The organism is Diaphorobacter ruginosibacter, from assembly GCF_014395975.1.
GTDB lineage: Bacteria > Pseudomonadota > Gammaproteobacteria > Burkholderiales > Burkholderiaceae_C > Diaphorobacter_A > Diaphorobacter_A ruginosibacter.
The window spans coordinates 5,038,533-5,055,000 of record NZ_CP060714.1 but is presented as its reverse complement, the minus strand read 5'-3'; the positions used below and the strand labels follow the sequence as shown (position 1 = coordinate 5,055,000).

Annotated in this window: 16 protein-coding genes; 8 read left to right on the top strand and 8 right to left on the bottom strand. The window is 65.4% G+C overall.

Going from position 1 to position 16,468, the window contains the following annotated elements; all coding sequences use genetic code 11:
• Positions 1–30 precede the first annotated feature (30 nt).
• From H9K76_RS22770 to H9K76_RS22735, 8 genes are all read right to left on the bottom strand, one after another.
• Positions 31–1,152 carry a protein-glutamate methylesterase/protein-glutamine glutaminase gene (locus tag H9K76_RS22770; RefSeq protein ID WP_187597511.1) on the bottom strand — a complete coding sequence of 374 codons (1,122 nt, stop codon included), beginning with the start codon at positions 1,150–1,152 and terminating at the stop codon, positions 31–33.
• A 4-nt stretch (positions 1,153–1,156) separates the two neighbouring features.
• On the bottom strand, positions 1,157–1,831 hold the full coding sequence (gene cheD, locus H9K76_RS22765) for a chemoreceptor glutamine deamidase CheD (protein WP_187597510.1): 675 nt from the start codon (positions 1,829–1,831) through the stop codon (positions 1,157–1,159).
• Entirely contained in the window at positions 1,828–2,751 is a 924-nt protein-coding gene (locus H9K76_RS22760) for a CheR family methyltransferase (RefSeq protein WP_187597509.1), read from the bottom strand. The genes cheD and H9K76_RS22760 overlap by 4 nt, the downstream gene beginning before the upstream one ends.
• A gap of 22 nt (positions 2,752–2,773) precedes the next feature.
• On the bottom strand, positions 2,774–3,259 hold the full coding sequence (locus H9K76_RS22755; RefSeq protein ID WP_425489715.1) for a chemotaxis protein CheW: 486 nt from the start codon (positions 3,257–3,259) through the stop codon (positions 2,774–2,776).
• Between the two features lie 2 nt (positions 3,260–3,261).
• Entirely contained in the window at positions 3,262–5,511 is a 2,250-nt protein-coding gene (locus H9K76_RS22750) for a chemotaxis protein CheW (RefSeq protein ID WP_187597507.1), read from the bottom strand.
• A 43-nt stretch (positions 5,512–5,554) separates the two neighbouring features.
• Positions 5,555–5,917, bottom strand: a complete 363-nt coding sequence (locus tag H9K76_RS22745) for a response regulator (protein WP_187597506.1) — start codon at positions 5,915–5,917, stop codon at positions 5,555–5,557.
• Positions 5,918–5,983: 66 nt separating this feature from the next.
• The gene (locus H9K76_RS22740; protein WP_187597505.1) at positions 5,984–6,424 is read right to left on the bottom strand and encodes a hypothetical protein; all 441 of its coding nucleotides are present in this window, start codon (positions 6,422–6,424) and stop codon (positions 5,984–5,986) included.
• 337 nt (positions 6,425–6,761) lie between these two features.
• Positions 6,762–8,261 carry an aminotransferase-like domain-containing protein gene (locus H9K76_RS22735; RefSeq protein ID WP_187597504.1) on the bottom strand — a complete coding sequence of 500 codons (1,500 nt, stop codon included), beginning with the start codon at positions 8,259–8,261 and terminating at the stop codon, positions 6,762–6,764.
• A gap of 163 nt (positions 8,262–8,424) precedes the next feature.
• Here H9K76_RS22735 and H9K76_RS22730 point away from each other — a divergent pair, with 163 nt between their 5' ends.
• The 8 genes from H9K76_RS22730 to H9K76_RS22695 all read left to right on the top strand — a co-directional run bounded on the left by H9K76_RS22730 (position 8,425) and on the right by H9K76_RS22695 (position 16,463).
• Complete coding sequence (locus H9K76_RS22730) at positions 8,425–9,024, top strand: LysE family translocator (RefSeq protein ID WP_187597503.1); 600 nt, start codon at positions 8,425–8,427, stop codon at positions 9,022–9,024.
• A 152-nt stretch (positions 9,025–9,176) separates the two neighbouring features.
• On the top strand, positions 9,177–10,367 hold the full coding sequence (locus H9K76_RS22725; RefSeq protein ID WP_187597502.1) for an aminotransferase-like domain-containing protein: 1,191 nt from the start codon (positions 9,177–9,179) through the stop codon (positions 10,365–10,367).
• Positions 10,368–10,470: 103 nt separating this feature from the next.
• Positions 10,471–11,091 carry a glutathione S-transferase gene (locus H9K76_RS22720; protein WP_187597501.1) on the top strand — a complete coding sequence of 207 codons (621 nt, stop codon included), beginning with the start codon at positions 10,471–10,473 and terminating at the stop codon, positions 11,089–11,091.
• A gap of 96 nt (positions 11,092–11,187) precedes the next feature.
• The gene (locus H9K76_RS22715) at positions 11,188–12,114 is read left to right on the top strand and encodes a PhzF family phenazine biosynthesis protein (protein ID WP_187597500.1); all 927 of its coding nucleotides are present in this window, start codon (positions 11,188–11,190) and stop codon (positions 12,112–12,114) included.
• Entirely contained in the window at positions 12,111–12,830 is a 720-nt protein-coding gene (locus H9K76_RS22710; protein WP_246475205.1) for a VOC family protein, read from the top strand. Before H9K76_RS22715 ends, H9K76_RS22710 begins: the two co-directional genes overlap by 4 nt.
• Positions 12,831–12,850: 20 nt before the next feature.
• Positions 12,851–13,840: a threonine dehydratase gene (locus H9K76_RS22705; protein ID WP_187597499.1), complete on the top strand. Its 990-nt coding sequence runs from the start codon at positions 12,851–12,853 to the stop codon at positions 13,838–13,840.
• Between the two features lie 226 nt (positions 13,841–14,066).
• Entirely contained in the window at positions 14,067–15,143 is a 1,077-nt protein-coding gene (locus tag H9K76_RS22700; protein WP_187597498.1) for a cyclase family protein, read from the top strand.
• Positions 15,144–15,188: 45 nt separating this feature from the next.
• The gene (locus H9K76_RS22695) at positions 15,189–16,463 is read left to right on the top strand and encodes an ABC transporter substrate-binding protein (RefSeq protein WP_187597497.1); all 1,275 of its coding nucleotides are present in this window, start codon (positions 15,189–15,191) and stop codon (positions 16,461–16,463) included.
• Positions 16,464–16,468 lie beyond the last annotated feature (5 nt).

The following is a 16,468-nucleotide window of genomic DNA, read 5'->3' as shown; positions in this document are numbered from 1 at the left end:
GCCTGAAGGCGCCCCCCGGATTTTCGCCCCTCAACGCGGCGAATCATCCCGGGTGGCGCCCGCCGTCCCCAGGCCCCGCAGGCGCCCCAGAATCGCCGGGGCGATCTGCGACAGCGGCAGCACCTCATGTTCGGCGCCATGGGCGATGGCTTCGCGCGGCATGCCGAACACGACGCAGGAGTTCTGATCCTGCACATAGTTGTAGCTGCCGTATTCCTTCATCTCGCGCATCGCCGACGCTCCGTCGTTGCCCATGCCCGTCAGCATCACGCCAATCGCATGCGGACCGGCGGCCAACGCAGCCGACCTGAACAGCACATCGACCGACGGCTTGTGGCGATTGACCGGCTCGCCGTCGAACACCGACGCCACATAGCGACCACCGCGCCTTGCCACGGCAAAGTGCTTGCCGCCCTGAGCAATGTAGGCGTGGCCCGGCAGCAATGGTTCGCCATGCTGGACCTCCTTCACGGTAATGAGGCTGAGCTCATTAAGCCGTGCCGCGAAGCTGGCGGTGAAGCCGGCCGGCATGTGCTGCGCAATGGCGATGGCCGGCGCGTCGCACGGCATGCCGGACAGCAACTCGCGCACGGCCTCGGTCCCGCCCGTGGAGGCACCGATGCAGATCAGCCTGTCGTTCAGCAATGCTCCGATGTTCGGGGGAATCAGCGTCTCCGCCCTGGGCGTCCCCGTGAGTTCGCGCAGCCGGCGCACCGATGACAGGGTGACCGCGGGCAGGCGCCGGACCTGCGCCTGCGAGGCGATGCGGATCTTCTCGACGATCTGCTGCGCGAGCTCGAGCAAGCCATTTTCGATGCCGAGCCGGGGCTTGGCGACAAAGTCGACCGCCCCCAGCTCCAGCGCCTTCAGCGTGACCTCCGCCCCATGCTCGGTCAGCGTGGAGATCATCAGCACCGGCGTGGGCCGCAGGCGCATGAGGCGCTCAAGGAAGTCGATGCCGTCCATGCGGGGCATCTCCACATCGAGCGTCACCACATCGGGGTTGAGGTCGCGGATCCGCTCACGCGCGGCAAGCGCATCGTTGGCGGTCGCTATGCACACCATGTCGGGCTGCCGGTTGATGATCTCCTTGAGCAGGTTGCGCACCAGCGCCGAATCGTCCACCACGAGCACACGCGTTCTGGCTGCCATGCCCTCACCCCCTGCGCTGGCCGAAGATGTCCACCGACCCGCCGCGCGTCGCGCGTACCACCGAGGCGGCATTGCCGCGCGCCTCCTGGGCGGCCAGTTCCTCTCGGTGCGTATGGGCAAGCCGCTTGACCATCGCCTTGCCCGAGGTGCCGAAGAAAACCACCTTGCGCGGAAAGATGTCCAGCACATCCTCCGAGACGACCGGAATGCGTTCGGTGCGCAGGTAGTCGCGCACGAACTGCGTGTTGCGTTCACCGACGTTCATGTTGGTGAAACCATGGATCACCTGCGCCCCTCCGAAGATCTTGGCCTGGATGTATTCGCGCCGCGCGCCGCGCTTCATCATTTCGTTGATCAGCAACTCCATCGCGTAGGAACCATAACGGCCCGAGAGATCCGTCGAATCGCCCACCGGCAGCATGAAGTGGTTCATTCCCCCCACTCCCATGCGGCTGTCCCACAGGCAGGCCGCAATGCACGAACCCAGCACGGTGACCAGCAGCAGGTTCTCGTCGGTGACGTAGTACTCGCCCGGCAGCACCTTCACTGCATTGTGCTGGAAATGGTTGTCGTGAAAGAAGAACGACGCCTGGCCGGGCCTGGCCGGACGCTCGCGCAGCTCCTCCAGCGAGATGGCGCGGGGCAGGCGGCTGCCGGGAAGGGACAAGTCGGCACTCATAGGCGCTCGTACGTCGTCTTGCCGCGCAGGACGAAGAGGTCCCTGGCATCGCTGAAATGTTCGGCATGCCCCACGAAGAGCAGCCCGCCCGGCCGGATCACGCGGTGCAGGCGCTCGAGCACGCGGCGCTGCGTCGGCGCATCGAAGTAGATCATCACGTTGCGGCAGAACACGACGTCCAGCGGCGTCTTGAACGGCCAGTCGTCATCGATCAGGTTGATGTGCATGAATTCGACCGCCTGGCGCAGTTCCGGACGAACGCGCACCAGTCCCGAATTCGTGCGGGTGCCGCGCAGGAAGAAGCGGCGCAACCGTTCCTCGCTCAACCCCTTGAGATGATCGGAACGATAGACGCCCTCCTGCGCACGCGCGATCACACGCGAATCGATATCGCTCGCCAGCACCTTGAAAGACGCATGGCCTCCGAGAACTTCCTGCGCCGCCATCGCGATCGAGTAGGGCTCCTCGCCGGTCGATGCCGCGCAACTCCACACATTCCAGGGGCCCTGCGGATGCCGGGACAGCCATTGCGCGAACAGATCGAAGTGATGCGGCTCGCGAAAGAAGGCCGTGAGGTTCGTGGTCAGTACATTCACGAACTCCTGCCATTCGGCGTCCTCCTGGAGTTCCAGCCAGTTCAGGTACTCATGAAAGCTCGTGTGTCCGGTTTCACGCAGGCGGCGGGCCACGCGGCTGTAGGCCATGGCCTGCTTGCCGCTGTGCAGGTGGATGCCTGCACGCTCGCGGATCATCGTCCTGATGCGCTCGAAGTCTTCTCGCGTCCAATGGAACTCGCGCGCCTCGGCCCCGTCATCCGGATCTTCGACGAGGCGTGCAGCCGCACGCCGGCGCCGCGTATCCGAACGATCCTCCGGATGGTCCGGACGATCCGGGTACAGAGAGCCGATTGCGCCGTTCATGGTCGCCACATCCATGTCGTCGTCAGGCGTCCGCCGCGACCAGTCCCATGTCCACGTTGGACATGAGCTTCTCGATATCCAGCAGGATCAGCATGCGGTCACCCACCGTGCCCAGCCCCTCGATGCTGTCCACCTCGATGGCGCCTTCGAACTCGGGCACATCGCTGATCTGTTCGTCCGACAGGCGCAGCACGTCGCTGACCGAGTCCACCACGATCCCGACCACCCGGTCGAGCAGATTGAGTATGACCACGACGGTGAACTCCGAGTACACAGGCCTGCAGTCCTGATGCAGCTTCATGCGCAGATCGACGATGGGCACGATCGTCCCGCGCAGGTTGACCACCCCCTTGATGAAGGCCGGTGTGCGGGCGATGCGCGTGGGCGCCTCGTAGCGGCGGATCTCCCGCACCTTGAGAATGTCGATACCGTACTCTTCCTGCGCAATGCGGAAGGTAAGGTATTCGCGGCCCTCCACCGTGCCATCGAGCCCGTGCGGCAACCCCATGGTCATGCCAACTCCCCCAGTTCCTGATATCCGATCTCGTGTGGCAGCGGGCGCGACCCGCGCGCACGGCGCACGATCGCGGCGGTGTCCAGAATCAACGCAACGGAGCCGTCTCCCATGATGGTGGCCCCCGACACGTTGGGTATCTTGCGGTAGTTGGTCTCGAGATTCTTGACCACCACCTGGTGCTGCCCGAGCAGCTGGTCTACCTGCAGGGCTGCGCGGTTGTCATCGACCTCGATCACGACCATGATGGCTGCATGCCCCGTACCCGTACCCGTACCCGTACCCGTCACCGCACCGGCTACCGCGCCCTTGCGCGGCACGTCGAACAGCCTGTCCAGTTCGACGACCGGCATGTATTCGTCGCGCACCTTCACCAGTGGCGTGCCGCGCGCCACCGTATTCACGCTGCCGGCCGTCACCTGGAATGACTCGACCACCGCCGAGAGCGGCAGGATGTAGACCTCATCGCCCACGGCCACGGACATGCCGTCCATGATGGCCAGGGTGAGCGGCAGGCGCACCGAGATACGTGTGCCGTAGCCTTCGGCTGAATCGATCTCCACGCTGCCGCCCAGTGCGGCGATGCTGCGCTTGACGACATCCATGCCGACGCCCCGGCCCGAGATGTCGGTGATGACCTCGGCGGTGGAAAACCCGGGCTCGAACACCAGGCTCCAGACCTCCGCATCGCTCATCAGGTCCGACACCGCCAGGCCACGTTCGCGCGCCTTGCGCAGGATCTTCTCGCGCGAGAGTCCGCGCCCGTCGTCATGCACCTCGATCATGATCGAGCCGCCCTGGTGCGACGCGGACAGCGTGATCGTCCCGTGCTCGGGCTTGCCCGCAGCCACGCGCTCCGCAGGCGTCTCGATGCCGTGGTCGCAGCTGTTGCGCAGCAGGTGCGTCAGCGGATCGGTGATCTTCTCGACCAGGCTCTTGTCGAGTTCCGTCGCCTCGCCGATCGTCACCAGTTCCACGTTTTTTCCGCATTTGAGCGCCAGGTCACGCAGCATGCGCGGAAAGCGGCTGAAGACCACCGACATGGGAATCATGCGGATCGACATCACCGATTCCTGCAGCTCTCGCGTGTTGCGGTCCAGATCCGCCAACCCCGCCAGCAACTGCTGGTGCAGGCGCGGATCGAGGTCGCGGCTGTTCTGCGCCAGCATGGCCTGCGTGATCACCAGTTCGCCCACCAGGTTGATGAGCTGATCGACCTTGTGAACCGCGACCCGTATCGTCGCGGCCTCGATGCCCGCGCCGGTGCCGTTGCCGTTGCCGTTGCCGTTGCCGTTGCCGCCCACCTTGTGCTCGAATGCGGCAGCCGACAATGCTGTCGGCCGCTCAGGCGCTGCACCGGCAGGCACGGCCGCCGACTCTGCCGCGTTCTCGGCGGGCAAGCCCGGTGCTCCGGAGAACAGGCCGAAGAACTCGTCCTCCATGTCGCTCATCGCCGAATTGAAGCTGCTCGCCGCAGGCAGGGCCTCCCGCGCATCGTGGCCCGGATCGACCTCGATGCCCAACTGGTCCGTCGTGGCATGGAACGCCAGCAGATCGCGCAACTCCTCGTCGGTGAGCGTGGTCTCCACGACCAGCGCGCGGACATTCGCCTGCAGCACCGGCAGCTCATGCAGTTGCTCCACATGGGGAAAGCTGCACAGCAGGCTGGCAATCTCGTCCGCGGCTTCGGCCGTCGCCATGGGGCCGATGCGCAGGACCAGCTTGCGCGGGCGCCTCTGCTCATCGACGGGAAGATGGGTGGCCTCGAAACCGCTGTCGATGACCGAGTCGATGACGGAGGGCAGCGCAGAGGGCTGGCTGCCCGCCATCACCTCGCTGATGCGGCGCACCAGCTCCGCCGTCGATGGCGGCTCGCCGGACTGGTGGCCCTGGTGCCTTGCCAGCAACACGCGCGACAGGTCGGCCGAATCCAGCAGCACGTCCACCACATGCGGGGTCAGGGAGAGTTCACGGCGGCGCACGCGGTCCAGCAGGGATTCCATCTGGTGCGTGAGTTCGGCGATGTCCGCGAAGCCGAACGTGGCCGCGCCGCCCTTGATGGAATGCGCGCAGCGGAAGATGGCGTTGAGCTGTTCGTCGTTGGCCGTGGCCAGATCGACATGCAGCAGCATGTGCTCCATCTGATCGAGGTTCTCCGCAGCCTCGTCAAAGAAGATCTGGTAGAACTGGCTGAGGTCGAACTGGGATCCTGCTCCAGTGCCCGGCGGCGGGTGGGTATCGGCCATGCTGTTCTCCACGAATGTCGGCAACGCAGCGCCCGCTGCGGCTTCAGCGCAAAACCTTTTGGATCACCTCGATCAGGCGGTTGGGATCGAACGGCTTGACCAGCCAGCCCGTCGCGCCTGCGGCGCGCCCTGCCTGCTTCATCTGCTCGCTCGACTCGGTCGTCAGGATCAGGATCGGCGTGCTCTTGAACTTGGGGTGTTCGCGCAGCTTGCGCGTGAGGCCGATGCCATCGAGGCGCGGCATGTTCTGATCCGCCAGCACCAGGTCGATATCGTGCGTCTCGGCCTTTTCGAGCGCATCCTGTCCATCCACCGCCTCCACCACCTGGTAGCCCGCGCCGGTCAGCGTGAAGGACACCATTTTTCGCATGGAAGGCGAGTCATCAACAGCAAGAATGGACGGCATGTACGTGTGAACCTTATAGAACTTTCAATATTTCGGGGACGGGCACTGGCGGGTGGTACGCGGCCATCAGAACAGCTCGATGGAGCCTGCCGCCATTTCGCTCTGCGTGACGGGATTGGGACGTGCCGGCGCGGCATCGGGCTCCGCTGCGGGCTCGTCCCCCTGCCCCATGGCCTCGGCACCCAACTGGAACGCACAGGAGCGAACCACCTGGGTGGTATGCGTGATCAATTGCGTGGCCATGTCGTGGAACTGCAGTTCGGTGACGGCGCTGCGCAGCGCCGCCCGGGCACGCTCCAGCCGCTCGGAATGCATGACCAGGTCGTCGCCCAGCAATCCGTTGGCCTCGCCAAAGCGCTGCAGCAGGTTGTCGGTGGCGTCGCCCAGCAATCCTTCGAGACGATGCAGGTCATGCATCACCATCAGCAGCGAATCCTGCAGCTCTGCCACCGTCATCACTGACACGGGGACCGCGGGATCACCAGAGCTTGTCAGTCGAGATTGCATTGTTTCTCCATGTACGGGCCTCATCGCCGAACTCATCTTCATCGTGCGCATTGCTGGTGCGGCCACGGTCCATTCCGATACCAACCGTTTCAGAAAAACGGACATGCGGCGATGTACACGCTCATTTCAGGATGTAAGCGAAATGATACCGGCTTCTCACTATCAAAGGCCGTATGTGCAAACCCACTGCCAATCAAACAACCTGGGCTCCGAACACGCCAATTGTTATTTCGAATGTTTGACGATAAGCCAATACATGATGCCTTGATTGAAAGCACCGATTCAATTGGTGAGATTAAACGCTGATTGTTAACAATCTCGCAGCGTATCGCCGGTTTCAGGCGCCTCCGCTCGCAGCGGCACCACTCTCGGCCACCACGCGCTTCCACACGCGCCAGAAGTTCGGGTCCTGCGAGTTGGCGAAGTTGATGCGCATGAGCGTGCAGGGCTGGCGGGTCGCGTGGAACAGCGCGCCGGGCGCTATCAGATAGCCCTCGTCGAGCATGCGCTGCGTGAGCATGTCGGTATCGACGCCGGTCTCCACCCAGCCGAACATGCCGGCCGGTTCGGAGGCGAACGTGACGCCCGCCTCCAGCGCCACCTGCACGGCACGCGCACGCGCCGCGGCGATGCGCATGCGCATGCGATCCGAATGGCGCCGCAGCTGCCCCTGGTCGATGCACAGCGCGAGCGCCTTCTCGAGAATGCTGGGCGTGGTCAGCGTGGACAGCAGCTTGGTATCGAGCAGCCGCTCCACGATCTCCTCCGGCGCCGCGATGTAGCCGATGCGCCAGGCGGGCGCGAGGATCTTGGCGAAGCCGTTCACGTAGATGGTGCGCCGCAGGCCGTCCAGCGTGGACAGCCGCGTGGCATGGGGTGGAGCGATGTGCCCGTAGGTGTCGTCCTCCACCACGTGGAAGTTGTAGCGCTCGGCCAGTTGCAGGATCTGGTGCGCACTGCCGGGCGACAGGCTGTAGCCCGTGGGGTTGTGCAGCACGCTCACGCTCACGAACAGCTTGGGGGCATGGGTCTCGCAGTAGCGTGCCATCACGGCCAGGTCGGGGCCGTCGGGGCCGCGCGGCACCGGCAGCACCTTCATGCCGAGCGCATCGAGCCGCGCGAACTCTACGGACCAGCCCGGCTCCTCCACCATTACCGGATCACCCGCCTTCAGCAGCGAGCGGCTGATGATGTCGAGCGCGTGGGTCGCGCCCACCGTGGTCATGATCTGGTCCGGCCCCACGGCAATATCGACGTCCGTCAGCCGCTGCGCCAGTGCCTCGCGCAGGCCGCGGTCCCCCATCGGCTCGCCATAGGTCAGCGATCCCTGCCGCAGGGTCTCGAGGTTGGTGATCTTGCGCACCGCCGCCGACATGAAGCGCGCCTCTTCGAGCCAGGCGACGGGCAGCACGCCCGAGCCCGGCTGCGGATGATCGGACGCGTGATAGAACATGCCGCGGATCAGGGCCGCGGCATTGATGCGCGAGCCCGAGGAGCGCGCGGTGCTCGGCCGCGACGGAGAGGCGGCCCTGACAATCTCCGCCAGGCCGACGCCCGCAGAGGTCGCCTTGCCATCCTGCGCCGGCGCAGCAGCGGTCTTCTGCAGCAGGTCCCGCACATAGAAGCCGCGCTGGCGGCGTGCCTCGACCAGCCCCTGGGCCAGCAGCTTGTCATAGGCGGCCACCACCGTATAGGCGCTCACGCCCTGCTGGTGCGCACAGGCGCGCACCGAAGGCAGGCGCGCACCGGCGGGCAGGAGCCGCATGCGGATGCGCTCGGCAAAGCGGTCCACAAGCTGGTCTGTCAGGGTCTGATCCGAGGTGCGGGTGAGTGCCATGGCTGCTGTTGCAATGCGTGGGGTTGCGCTCTTCGTTCACGGTCTGTACTGGAGAGCAGACCAATACAGAACATGATTTGTAGAGCCTGACTGTATCGGTACTGTAATGGTTTTTTAACCTACAGTGGTTTCCACACCCTCGAAAAACACAACGCGTCAGCCCATGCCTTTCGTTGAATTCTCCGCACTGCTGGTTCTCGCCACGGCGATGAGCTTCTCGCCCGGCCCCAACACCACGTTGGCCGCCGCGCTCGCGGCCAATCGAGGCATCCGCCCCGCCATGCGGTTCGTGCTGTCGGTTCCCGTGGGCTGGTGCGCGCTGCTGCTGCTGTGCGCCGGCGGGCTCGGCGCCGTGATGATGGCGGTCCCCGCGCTGCGCTGGGGCATCAAGATCGTGGGCATCGGCTATCTGCTGTGGCTTGCCTGGAAGCTCAGCCGAAGCGCGCGCCTGTCGGACGCCGATGCCTCGCGCATGGACATCACCTTCTGGCAGGGCGCGGCACTGCAATTCGTGAACATCAAGGCATGGATGCTGGCGCTCACCATCGTCGGCAGCTGGATCATCGGGCACGACAACATCGGCCAGCGACTGGCGGTCGTGGTTCCCGTGATGGCCCTCTTTGCCTTCAGCAGCAACCTGCTGTATGCCTCGGTCGGCGCCGTGCTGCGCCACTGGCTGGCCATCGGGCAGCGGCTGCTGTGGTTCAACCGCTTCATGGCCCTGATCCTGGTGCTCACGGCGTTCTGGATGCTCCGCACCTGAAAACGCCCCACCCGCCCAGGCACCGCCGATGCACCCGTTTTTTAGCGTCTAATTCCACTACCTTCCCACTGTTTTCACCCACGTTCGATCATCCTGGCACCTCGCGAAGACGATGTGCCCCTGACCGCCACACCACTGACCCTAGCAGCATCATGACCCAATGGACCCTGGCCGCCCGCGCCGAAAAAATGAACCCCTCGGTGATCCGCGAGATCCTCAAAGTGACCGAGAAGCCCGGCATCATCAGCCTGGCAGGCGGCCTTCCCTCGCCCAAGACTTTCCCGATCAGCGAGTTCGCGCAGGCCGCCGCGGCCATCCTGGACACTGACGGCTCCTCCGCGCTGCAATATGCCGCGAGCGAAGGCTACATCCCGCTGCGCAATGCGATTGCCGACTTCCTGCCCTGGGACGTGAGCCCGGACCAGATCCTGATCACCACCGGCTCGCAGCAGGCACTGGACCTGATCGGCAAGGTCCTGATCGATGCCGGCAGCCGCATCCTCGTGGAGACGCCCACCTACCTCGGCGCACTGCAGGCGTTCTCGCCGATGGAGCCGAACGTGGTGTCGGTGGCCAGCGACGAGGAAGGACCGATCGTCGAAGACTTCGCCGCCAAGGCCGGCACGGGCGCCGACAAGGCGCGTTTCATGTACCTGCTGCCCAACTTCCAGAACCCGACAGGCCGCACCATGACCGAGGCACGCCGCGCCGCGCTGGTGGCCAAGGCCATGGAGCTCGGCATTCCGCTGGTGGAGGACAACCCCTACGGCGACCTGTGGTTCGACGAGCAGCCGCCGCTGCCGCTCACCGCGCGCAACCCGGAGGGTGGCCTGTACATGGGATCCTTCTCCAAGGTCCTCGCCCCGGGCCTGCGCCTGGGCTACGTGGTCGCGCCGAAGAACATCTACCCCAAGCTGCTGCAGGCCAAGCAGGCGGCCGACCTGCACACGCCAAGCTTCAACCAGCGCCTGGTGGCCGAGGTCATGAAGAACGGCTTCCTTGATCGCCACGTTCCCAAGATCCGCAAGCTCTACAAGGAACAATGCGACGCCATGGTCGCCGCGCTCGAGCGCGAGATGAAGGGCCTGGACGTGAAGTGGAACCGTCCGATCGGGGGCATGTTCATGTGGCTGCGCCTGCCCGAAGGCATCGACACGGCGAAGCTCCTGCCCAAGGCGGTCGACCGCAACGTCGCCTTCGTGCCCGGTGCCGCGTTCTATGCCGACAACGCCGATGTGCGCACCCTGCGCCTGTCCTTCGTGACCGCGACGGTCGAACAAATCAACACAGCCATCGCCGCACTGGCCGCCACAATCAGGGAAGAGCTGGGCGCCCAGCGCTGAGCCATGTGAATCCGGCCGATCCGGCCCGCAGGGCGGCGCGCTCCATGCACGAAGCGCCCGCCTGTGCCGTCACCCGACTAACCGACAACCCGCAAGGCACACCATGCTGAGACTTTGGGGCAGGACTTCTTCGATCAACGTGCGAAAGGTCGTGTGGACGGCGCAGGAGCTGAACCTGACCCTGCAGCGCACCGACGCCGGCGGCCAGTTCGGGCTGGTGCGCGAGGCCGAGTTCCTCGGCCACAACCCCAACGGTCTCGTCCCGCTCATCGAGGACGAGGGCTTCCGCCTCTGGGAATCCAACGTGATCGTGCGCTATCTCTGCGCCCGCCACGCGAGCGGATCGCTCTGCCCCGAAGACCTGCAGGCACGCTTCATCGCCGAGCAGTGGATGGACTGGCAGCAGACCACATTCAATCCTGCGGGCCGCGACGCCTTCATCCAGCTGATCCGCACCCCGGAGGGCGAGCGCGATGAATCGCGCATCGCCCATTCGATCCACGCCACCGTGCCGCTGCTCGCGCTGCTCGAGGCACACCTGGGCAGGCAGGCCTACATGACGGGCGAGCAGTTCACCATGGCCGACATTCCCATCGGCTGCGAAATCCACCGCTGGTTCGGCCTCCCGCTGCAACGCCCGGCCATGCCGAACATCGAGCGCTGGTTCCAGGCGCTCTGCGAGCGCTCCGGCGCGCGTGGCGTACTCGATCAGGCCCTGGCCTGAGCCAAGCCCCAGACCCGGAATCGGACCCGGCCGACATGGCCCGGGTTCCTCGCCTCTCCTCTTTTCTTTCCATTCACTCTCTCTTTCCTTCAGACCATGCGCCAACGCCGCTTCATGCAGATCGATGTGTTCTCGTCCACGCCCTTTCGGGGCAACCCGCTCGCCGTCGTCGTCGACGCGGAGGGGCTGAGCGACGCGGAGATGCAGAATTTCGCGCGCTGGACCAATCTGTCGGAGACCACTTTCCTGCTGCCGCCAAGCCACCCCGACGCCGACTACCAGGTGCGCATCTTCACGCCCAGCGATGAGTTACCGTTCGCGGGCCACCCCACCCTCGGCAGCTGCCACGCATGGCTGACGGCCGGCGGCAAGCCGCGCAGCAGCAGCCATGTCGTGCAGCAGTGCAAGAAAGGCCTGGTGCGCATTCGCATGGATGCCGACAACACAACAGCGCCGCTCGCATTTGCCGCACCCGATTCGACACGCCACGCGGTCACCGAGGAAGAACTCGCTCCGGTGCTCCAGGCGCTGGGGCTTGAGCGCGCAGAGGTCGGCGCGCACAGCAAGCTCGACAATGGCCCGCTGTTCTGGGCGCTGCTCGTGAACAACCCCGACCGCCTGCTGGAGCTGCAGCCCGACTGTTCCAAGCTCTATGCGATGGGCGTGAACATCGGCATCGCGGCGCCCTATCCGCAGGAGAACGCCGGGCTCATCGGCCGTGCCAGCCGGGAAGCCCGTGCCTTCGCGCGCAGCGAGCCAGACAAGGCGGCCACGCCCGACCTGGAAGTGCGTGTGTTCTTCGATGCCACCACCACCTCCGTGGAGGACCCGATCACCGGCAGCTTCAACGCCTCGCTCGCGCAATGGCTGATCGAGGAAGGACATATCCGTGCGCCCTACATCGCCGCGCAGGGTACGTGCCTCGACCGCGACGGCATCGTCGAGATCACGCAGGATGAACACTCCCAGGTATGGGTCGGCGGCGCCAGCCATACCTGCATCTCCGGAACGATCACGATATGAGTGGCGACATGGGAGCCCCCGCGCAGCTCGACCACCTGGTGGTCATGGCCGACACGCTCGAGGCCGGCGTCTCCTGGTGCGAACGCACGCTGGGCATCACGCCCGCCGCGGGCGGCGCGCATCCGCTGATGGGCACGCACAACCGCCTGATCAACGTGTCGGGCGCTGCGTTTGCGCGAGCCTATCTCGAGATCATCGCCATCGACCCCGAGGCCCAACCAACACGCGCAGCGCCCCTCCGACGCTGGTTCGACATGGACGACGATGCGCTTCGCACCGAGGTCGCACAGAACGGCCCGCGGCTCATTCACTGGGTGGTATCCGTGCCCGACCTTGCGCACGTTCATGCGGAGTGGTCGCGACTCGGCATCGACCGTGGCGCCGTTCTCGAGGCAAGCCGGCCGACTCCCGATGGCCTGCTGCAATGGCAGATCACCGTACGCGACGATGGTCGGCGGCTGTTCGACGGCTGCCTGCCCACGCTCATCCAGTGGGGCGCGCAGCACCCGGTGCAGAGCCTTCCCGCGAGCGGCGTGCAGCTGCAGTCGCTGCATCTCGCGCATCCCGAGGCACCGCGGCTTGAGCAGGCACTGCACGCCGCCCATCTGCCGCCAGGCGAGCTCGCCACCACCATGACCACGGCCCATGCGCCCGCGCCCGTGCTGCGTGCCACCTTCAGCACACCGCGCGGCCCCGTCACCCTTTCCAACCGCTGATCGCCAGCCCTGCCCTACCCATGAACGCCGTTCTCTCCCCTTCCCCTGCAACCGCCCTGCCCACGCTGGCCGACATCGAGACCGCGGCCCGCACGGTCCACGCGGAATTCCAGGCCACGCCCCAATATCGCTGGGCGCTGCTCTCCGAACGCCTTGGCACGGACTGCTGGCTCAAGCATGAGAACCACAACCCGGTCGGCGCGTTCAAGATCCGCGGCGGACTCACGTTCTTCGAGCAACTGGCGCAGAGCGGTACACTGCCCCGACAGGTGATCAGCGCCACGCGCGGCAACCACGGGCAGAGCATCGCCTGGGCCGCGCGCAAGAATGGCGTGGCCTGCACCATCGTCGTTCCACATGGCAATTCAGTGGAGAAGAACGCGGCCATGCGCGCGCTCGGTGCAGACCTCATCGAGCACGGCGACGACTTCCAGGCCGCGCGCGAGCATGCGATCGCGCTGGCCGCGCAGGGCAGTGCCATGATGGTGCCGAGCTTTCACACCGATCTGCTGCGCGGCGTCTCCACGCTCTGGTGGGAGTTCTTTCGCGCCGTGCCGGACATGGACGTGGCCTATGTCCCCATCGGCCTGGGCTCGGGTGCCTGCTCGGCCATTGCCGCCAAGCTCGCACTGAAGCACCGCGTGCGCATCGTCGGCGTGGTGAGCGATCGCGCCACCACCTACGCCGATTCGATCCGGGCCGGCCGGGTGGTCGAGGCCCCCGTCTCCACTCAGATCGCCGACGGTCTTGCCGTGCGGGTGGCCGATCCCGGCGCGCTCGAGGTTCTGATGGAACATCTCGACCACGTGGTGCAGGTGAGCGATGAGGAAATCGCCGCGGCGATGAAGGCCATCTTCGAGGATACGCACAACGTTGCCGAAGGCGCGGGCGCAGCCGCCTTCGCCGCCGCGATGCAGGAGCGCGGGCAGCTCAAGGGACAGGTGGTGGGTGCCGCGCTCACGGGCGGAAACGTCGATACCGCCGTTTTCTCCCGGGTCCTCGCCGGCTGACAAGCGGCCCCTTCCACTGTTTTGTCTGTCAAAACAGAATTTCCATGCTGCGCGGCATCCCGCCGGCATCGCGGTGCGCACCCCTTGAAAACAGGAATGTTTGCAAGGGTTTTCCCGAAAATCAATTTCACGGAACGAAACTTTTCGGAAGAGGTTTGACTACCTCGCACCTCGCTTCCACCATTGCGCCTCAATGCCCGAACACAACGGCCAAGGAGACACAGCAATGCGATGGAAGCGGCGCCCTGAAGGTTCCAACTGGGGCGATTTCGGAGCGGACGACCAGCTTGGCCGTACCAACCTCATCGGCCCCGAGCAGGTGCGCAAGGGCGTCGCCGAGGTGCGCGAAGGCCTGAGCTTCTGTCTCTCGCTGCCGCTTGATTTCCCCGGCGGCAACACCCTGAACGTGCGCCGCCATGCACCTCGGCTGCAGCCCACGCGGCGCGACGACGTCGACTACCTGAACTTCCCGCTGGGCCACGTGCACCCGGGCGCGAGCGATGTCGTGAGCGACGACCAGGTGCTGCTGTCGCTGCAATACTCCACGCAGTGGGATTCGTTCGCGCATGTCGGCTCACTGTTCGATGCACAGGGCGACGGGCAGGAGCGCATCACCTACTACAACGGCTATCGCGGGCACGAACATGTGCTGGGCCCGGTCGATCATGGACTTCCGTCCCGCGGCCGCTACCAGCCGACATGCTGCGCGGGGGCCGCCGGCGCCAGCGGGTCGAGCGCCGCCAGGGCCCTCGGCATCGAGAACCTGGCCGTCAAGGGCATGCAGGGCCGCGCGGTGCTTATCGATATCGCCCGCGTGTTCGGAATGGAGTTCCAGGACATCGGCTATGAACAGCTCATGCACGCCATGCAGGTGACCGGCGCCACCGTGGAGCCCGGCGACATGGTCGTGCTGCGCACCGGTTTCGCCGAACTCGTGCTGTCCATGAATCGCCAGCCCGACGCGCACAGGCTGCACAACAGCTGCGCCGCGCTCGACGGCGGCGACCCGCGTCTGCTGCAATGGATCACCGACAGCGGCCTCACGGCGCTGATCGCCGACAACTACGCCGTCGAACGCCATCCCCCACGCCATGCACCCACCGATGGGGCGCGCCACGCGGTGCTGCCGCTGCACGAGCACTGCCTGTTCAAGCTGGGCATTCCGCTGGGCGAGCTCTGGCATCTCCAGGAACTGGCAGACCGGCTTCACGCGCTGGAGCGCACCCGCTTTCTGCTGACCGCACCGCCGTTGCGGCTGCCCGGAGCCATAGGCTCGCCGGTCACGCCGATCGCCACGATCTGACCCCTCATCCACACCGAAGACAACCCAGGAAAACAGGAGACAAGCATGCACAACATCACACGACAGGTCCGGCAAGGCACCACATCCTCCCTCACCCGGGCCGCCCGCAAGCTGGCCTGCGCCACGGCGCTGCTGGGCCTTGCAGCCACCGCCGCACACGCACAGGATGCACAGGTATCCGACGATGTCGTGCGCCTGGGCGTGATCTCCGACCTCGCGGGGCCGTTCGCCGACATCACCGGCCCGGGCACGGTGACCGCAGTACAGATGGCCATCGATGACTTCGGTGGCAAGGTGCTCGGCAAGAAGATCGAACTCGTGACGGCCGACCACCAGAACAAGGCGGACATCGCAGCGAGCAAGGCACGCGAATGGTTCGACACGGGCAAGGTCGACGCGCTCATGGATGTCGCCGTCTCGGCGCCTGCGCTGGCCGTGCTGGAGGTGGCCAAGCAGAAGAACAAGGTCATTGTCTTCAACGGCCCCGGTATCGACCGCCTCACCAACGACCTGTGCATGCCGAGCACCGTGCACTACGTCTACGACACCTATGCGCTCGCCAATGTGACCGCCAGCGCCATCACGCAGCGCGGCGGCAAGGACTGGTTCTTCCTCACCGCCGACTATGCCTTCGGCAACAGCCTGCAGGAGGAGGCGAGCAAGGTGATCACGGCCAACGGCGGCAAGGTACTGGGCGCGGCCAAGCATCCGATTGCGGCGACCGACTTTGCATCGTTCATGATGACCGCGCAGCAGAGCAAGGCGCAGATCATCGGGCTGGCCAATGCGGGCGCCGACACGGTCAATGCGGTGAAGGCTGCACGCGAGTTCGGACTCATCGGCAACAACAGCAAGCAGACCATGGCGGGCCTGCTCATGTACATCACCGACGTGCATGCGCTCGGCCTGCGCACCGCATCGGGATTGATGCTGACCGAAGGCTTCTACTGGGACATGAACGACGAGACCCGCGCGTGGTCCAAGCGCTACTTCGCGAAGATGAAGAAGATGCCCAACATGAGCCAGGCCGGCGCCTACTCGTCGACCATGCACTACCTGAAGGCGGTGCAGGCCGCGAAGTCGGACGATACCGCCAAGGTGATGGCGCAGATGAAGTCCACCCCCATCAATGACTTCTTCGCCAAGAACGGCCGCATCCGCGAAGATGGCCGCATGGTGCACGACATGTATCTCTTCCAGGTGAAGTCGCAGGCGGAGTCCAAGTACCCATGGGACTACTTCAAGCTCGTCGCGACGGTTCCGGGCGACAAGGCCTTCCTGCCACTGTCGCAGTCGAAGTGCCCGATGGTCAGGAAGTGACCCCC

What these genes read in the sequence shown, in the direction of transcription:
- H9K76_RS22770 (WP_187597511.1), bottom strand. Translation starts at nt 1,152, where the DNA reads ATGGCAGCCAGAACGCGTGTGCTCGTGGTGGACGATTCGGCGCTGGTG.
- cheD (WP_187597510.1), bottom strand. Translation starts at nt 1,831, where the DNA reads ATGAGTGCCGACTTGTCCCTTCCCGGCAGCCGCCTGCCCCGCGCCATC.
- H9K76_RS22760 (WP_187597509.1), bottom strand. Translation starts at nt 2,751, where the DNA reads ATGAACGGCGCAATCGGCTCTCTGTACCCGGATCGTCCGGACCATCCG.
- H9K76_RS22755 (WP_425489715.1), bottom strand. Translation starts at nt 3,259, where the DNA reads ATGGGGTTGCCGCACGGGCTCGATGGCACGGTGGAGGGCCGCGAATAC.
- H9K76_RS22750 (WP_187597507.1), bottom strand. Translation starts at nt 5,511, where the DNA reads ATGGCCGATACCCACCCGCCGCCGGGCACTGGAGCAGGATCCCAGTTC.
- H9K76_RS22745 (WP_187597506.1), bottom strand. Translation starts at nt 5,917, where the DNA reads ATGCCGTCCATTCTTGCTGTTGATGACTCGCCTTCCATGCGAAAAATG.
- H9K76_RS22740 (WP_187597505.1), bottom strand. Translation starts at nt 6,424, where the DNA reads ATGCAATCTCGACTGACAAGCTCTGGTGATCCCGCGGTCCCCGTGTCA.
- H9K76_RS22735 (WP_187597504.1), bottom strand. Translation starts at nt 8,261, where the DNA reads ATGGCACTCACCCGCACCTCGGATCAGACCCTGACAGACCAGCTTGTG.
- H9K76_RS22730 (WP_187597503.1), top strand. Translation starts at nt 8,425, where the DNA reads ATGCCTTTCGTTGAATTCTCCGCACTGCTGGTTCTCGCCACGGCGATG.
- H9K76_RS22725 (WP_187597502.1), top strand. Translation starts at nt 9,177, where the DNA reads ATGACCCAATGGACCCTGGCCGCCCGCGCCGAAAAAATGAACCCCTCG.
- H9K76_RS22720 (WP_187597501.1), top strand. Translation starts at nt 10,471, where the DNA reads ATGCTGAGACTTTGGGGCAGGACTTCTTCGATCAACGTGCGAAAGGTC.
- H9K76_RS22715 (WP_187597500.1), top strand. Translation starts at nt 11,188, where the DNA reads ATGCGCCAACGCCGCTTCATGCAGATCGATGTGTTCTCGTCCACGCCC.
- H9K76_RS22710 (WP_246475205.1), top strand. Translation starts at nt 12,111, where the DNA reads ATGAGTGGCGACATGGGAGCCCCCGCGCAGCTCGACCACCTGGTGGTC.
- H9K76_RS22705 (WP_187597499.1), top strand. Translation starts at nt 12,851, where the DNA reads ATGAACGCCGTTCTCTCCCCTTCCCCTGCAACCGCCCTGCCCACGCTG.
- H9K76_RS22700 (WP_187597498.1), top strand. Translation starts at nt 14,067, where the DNA reads ATGCGATGGAAGCGGCGCCCTGAAGGTTCCAACTGGGGCGATTTCGGA.
- H9K76_RS22695 (WP_187597497.1), top strand. Translation starts at nt 15,189, where the DNA reads ATGCACAACATCACACGACAGGTCCGGCAAGGCACCACATCCTCCCTC.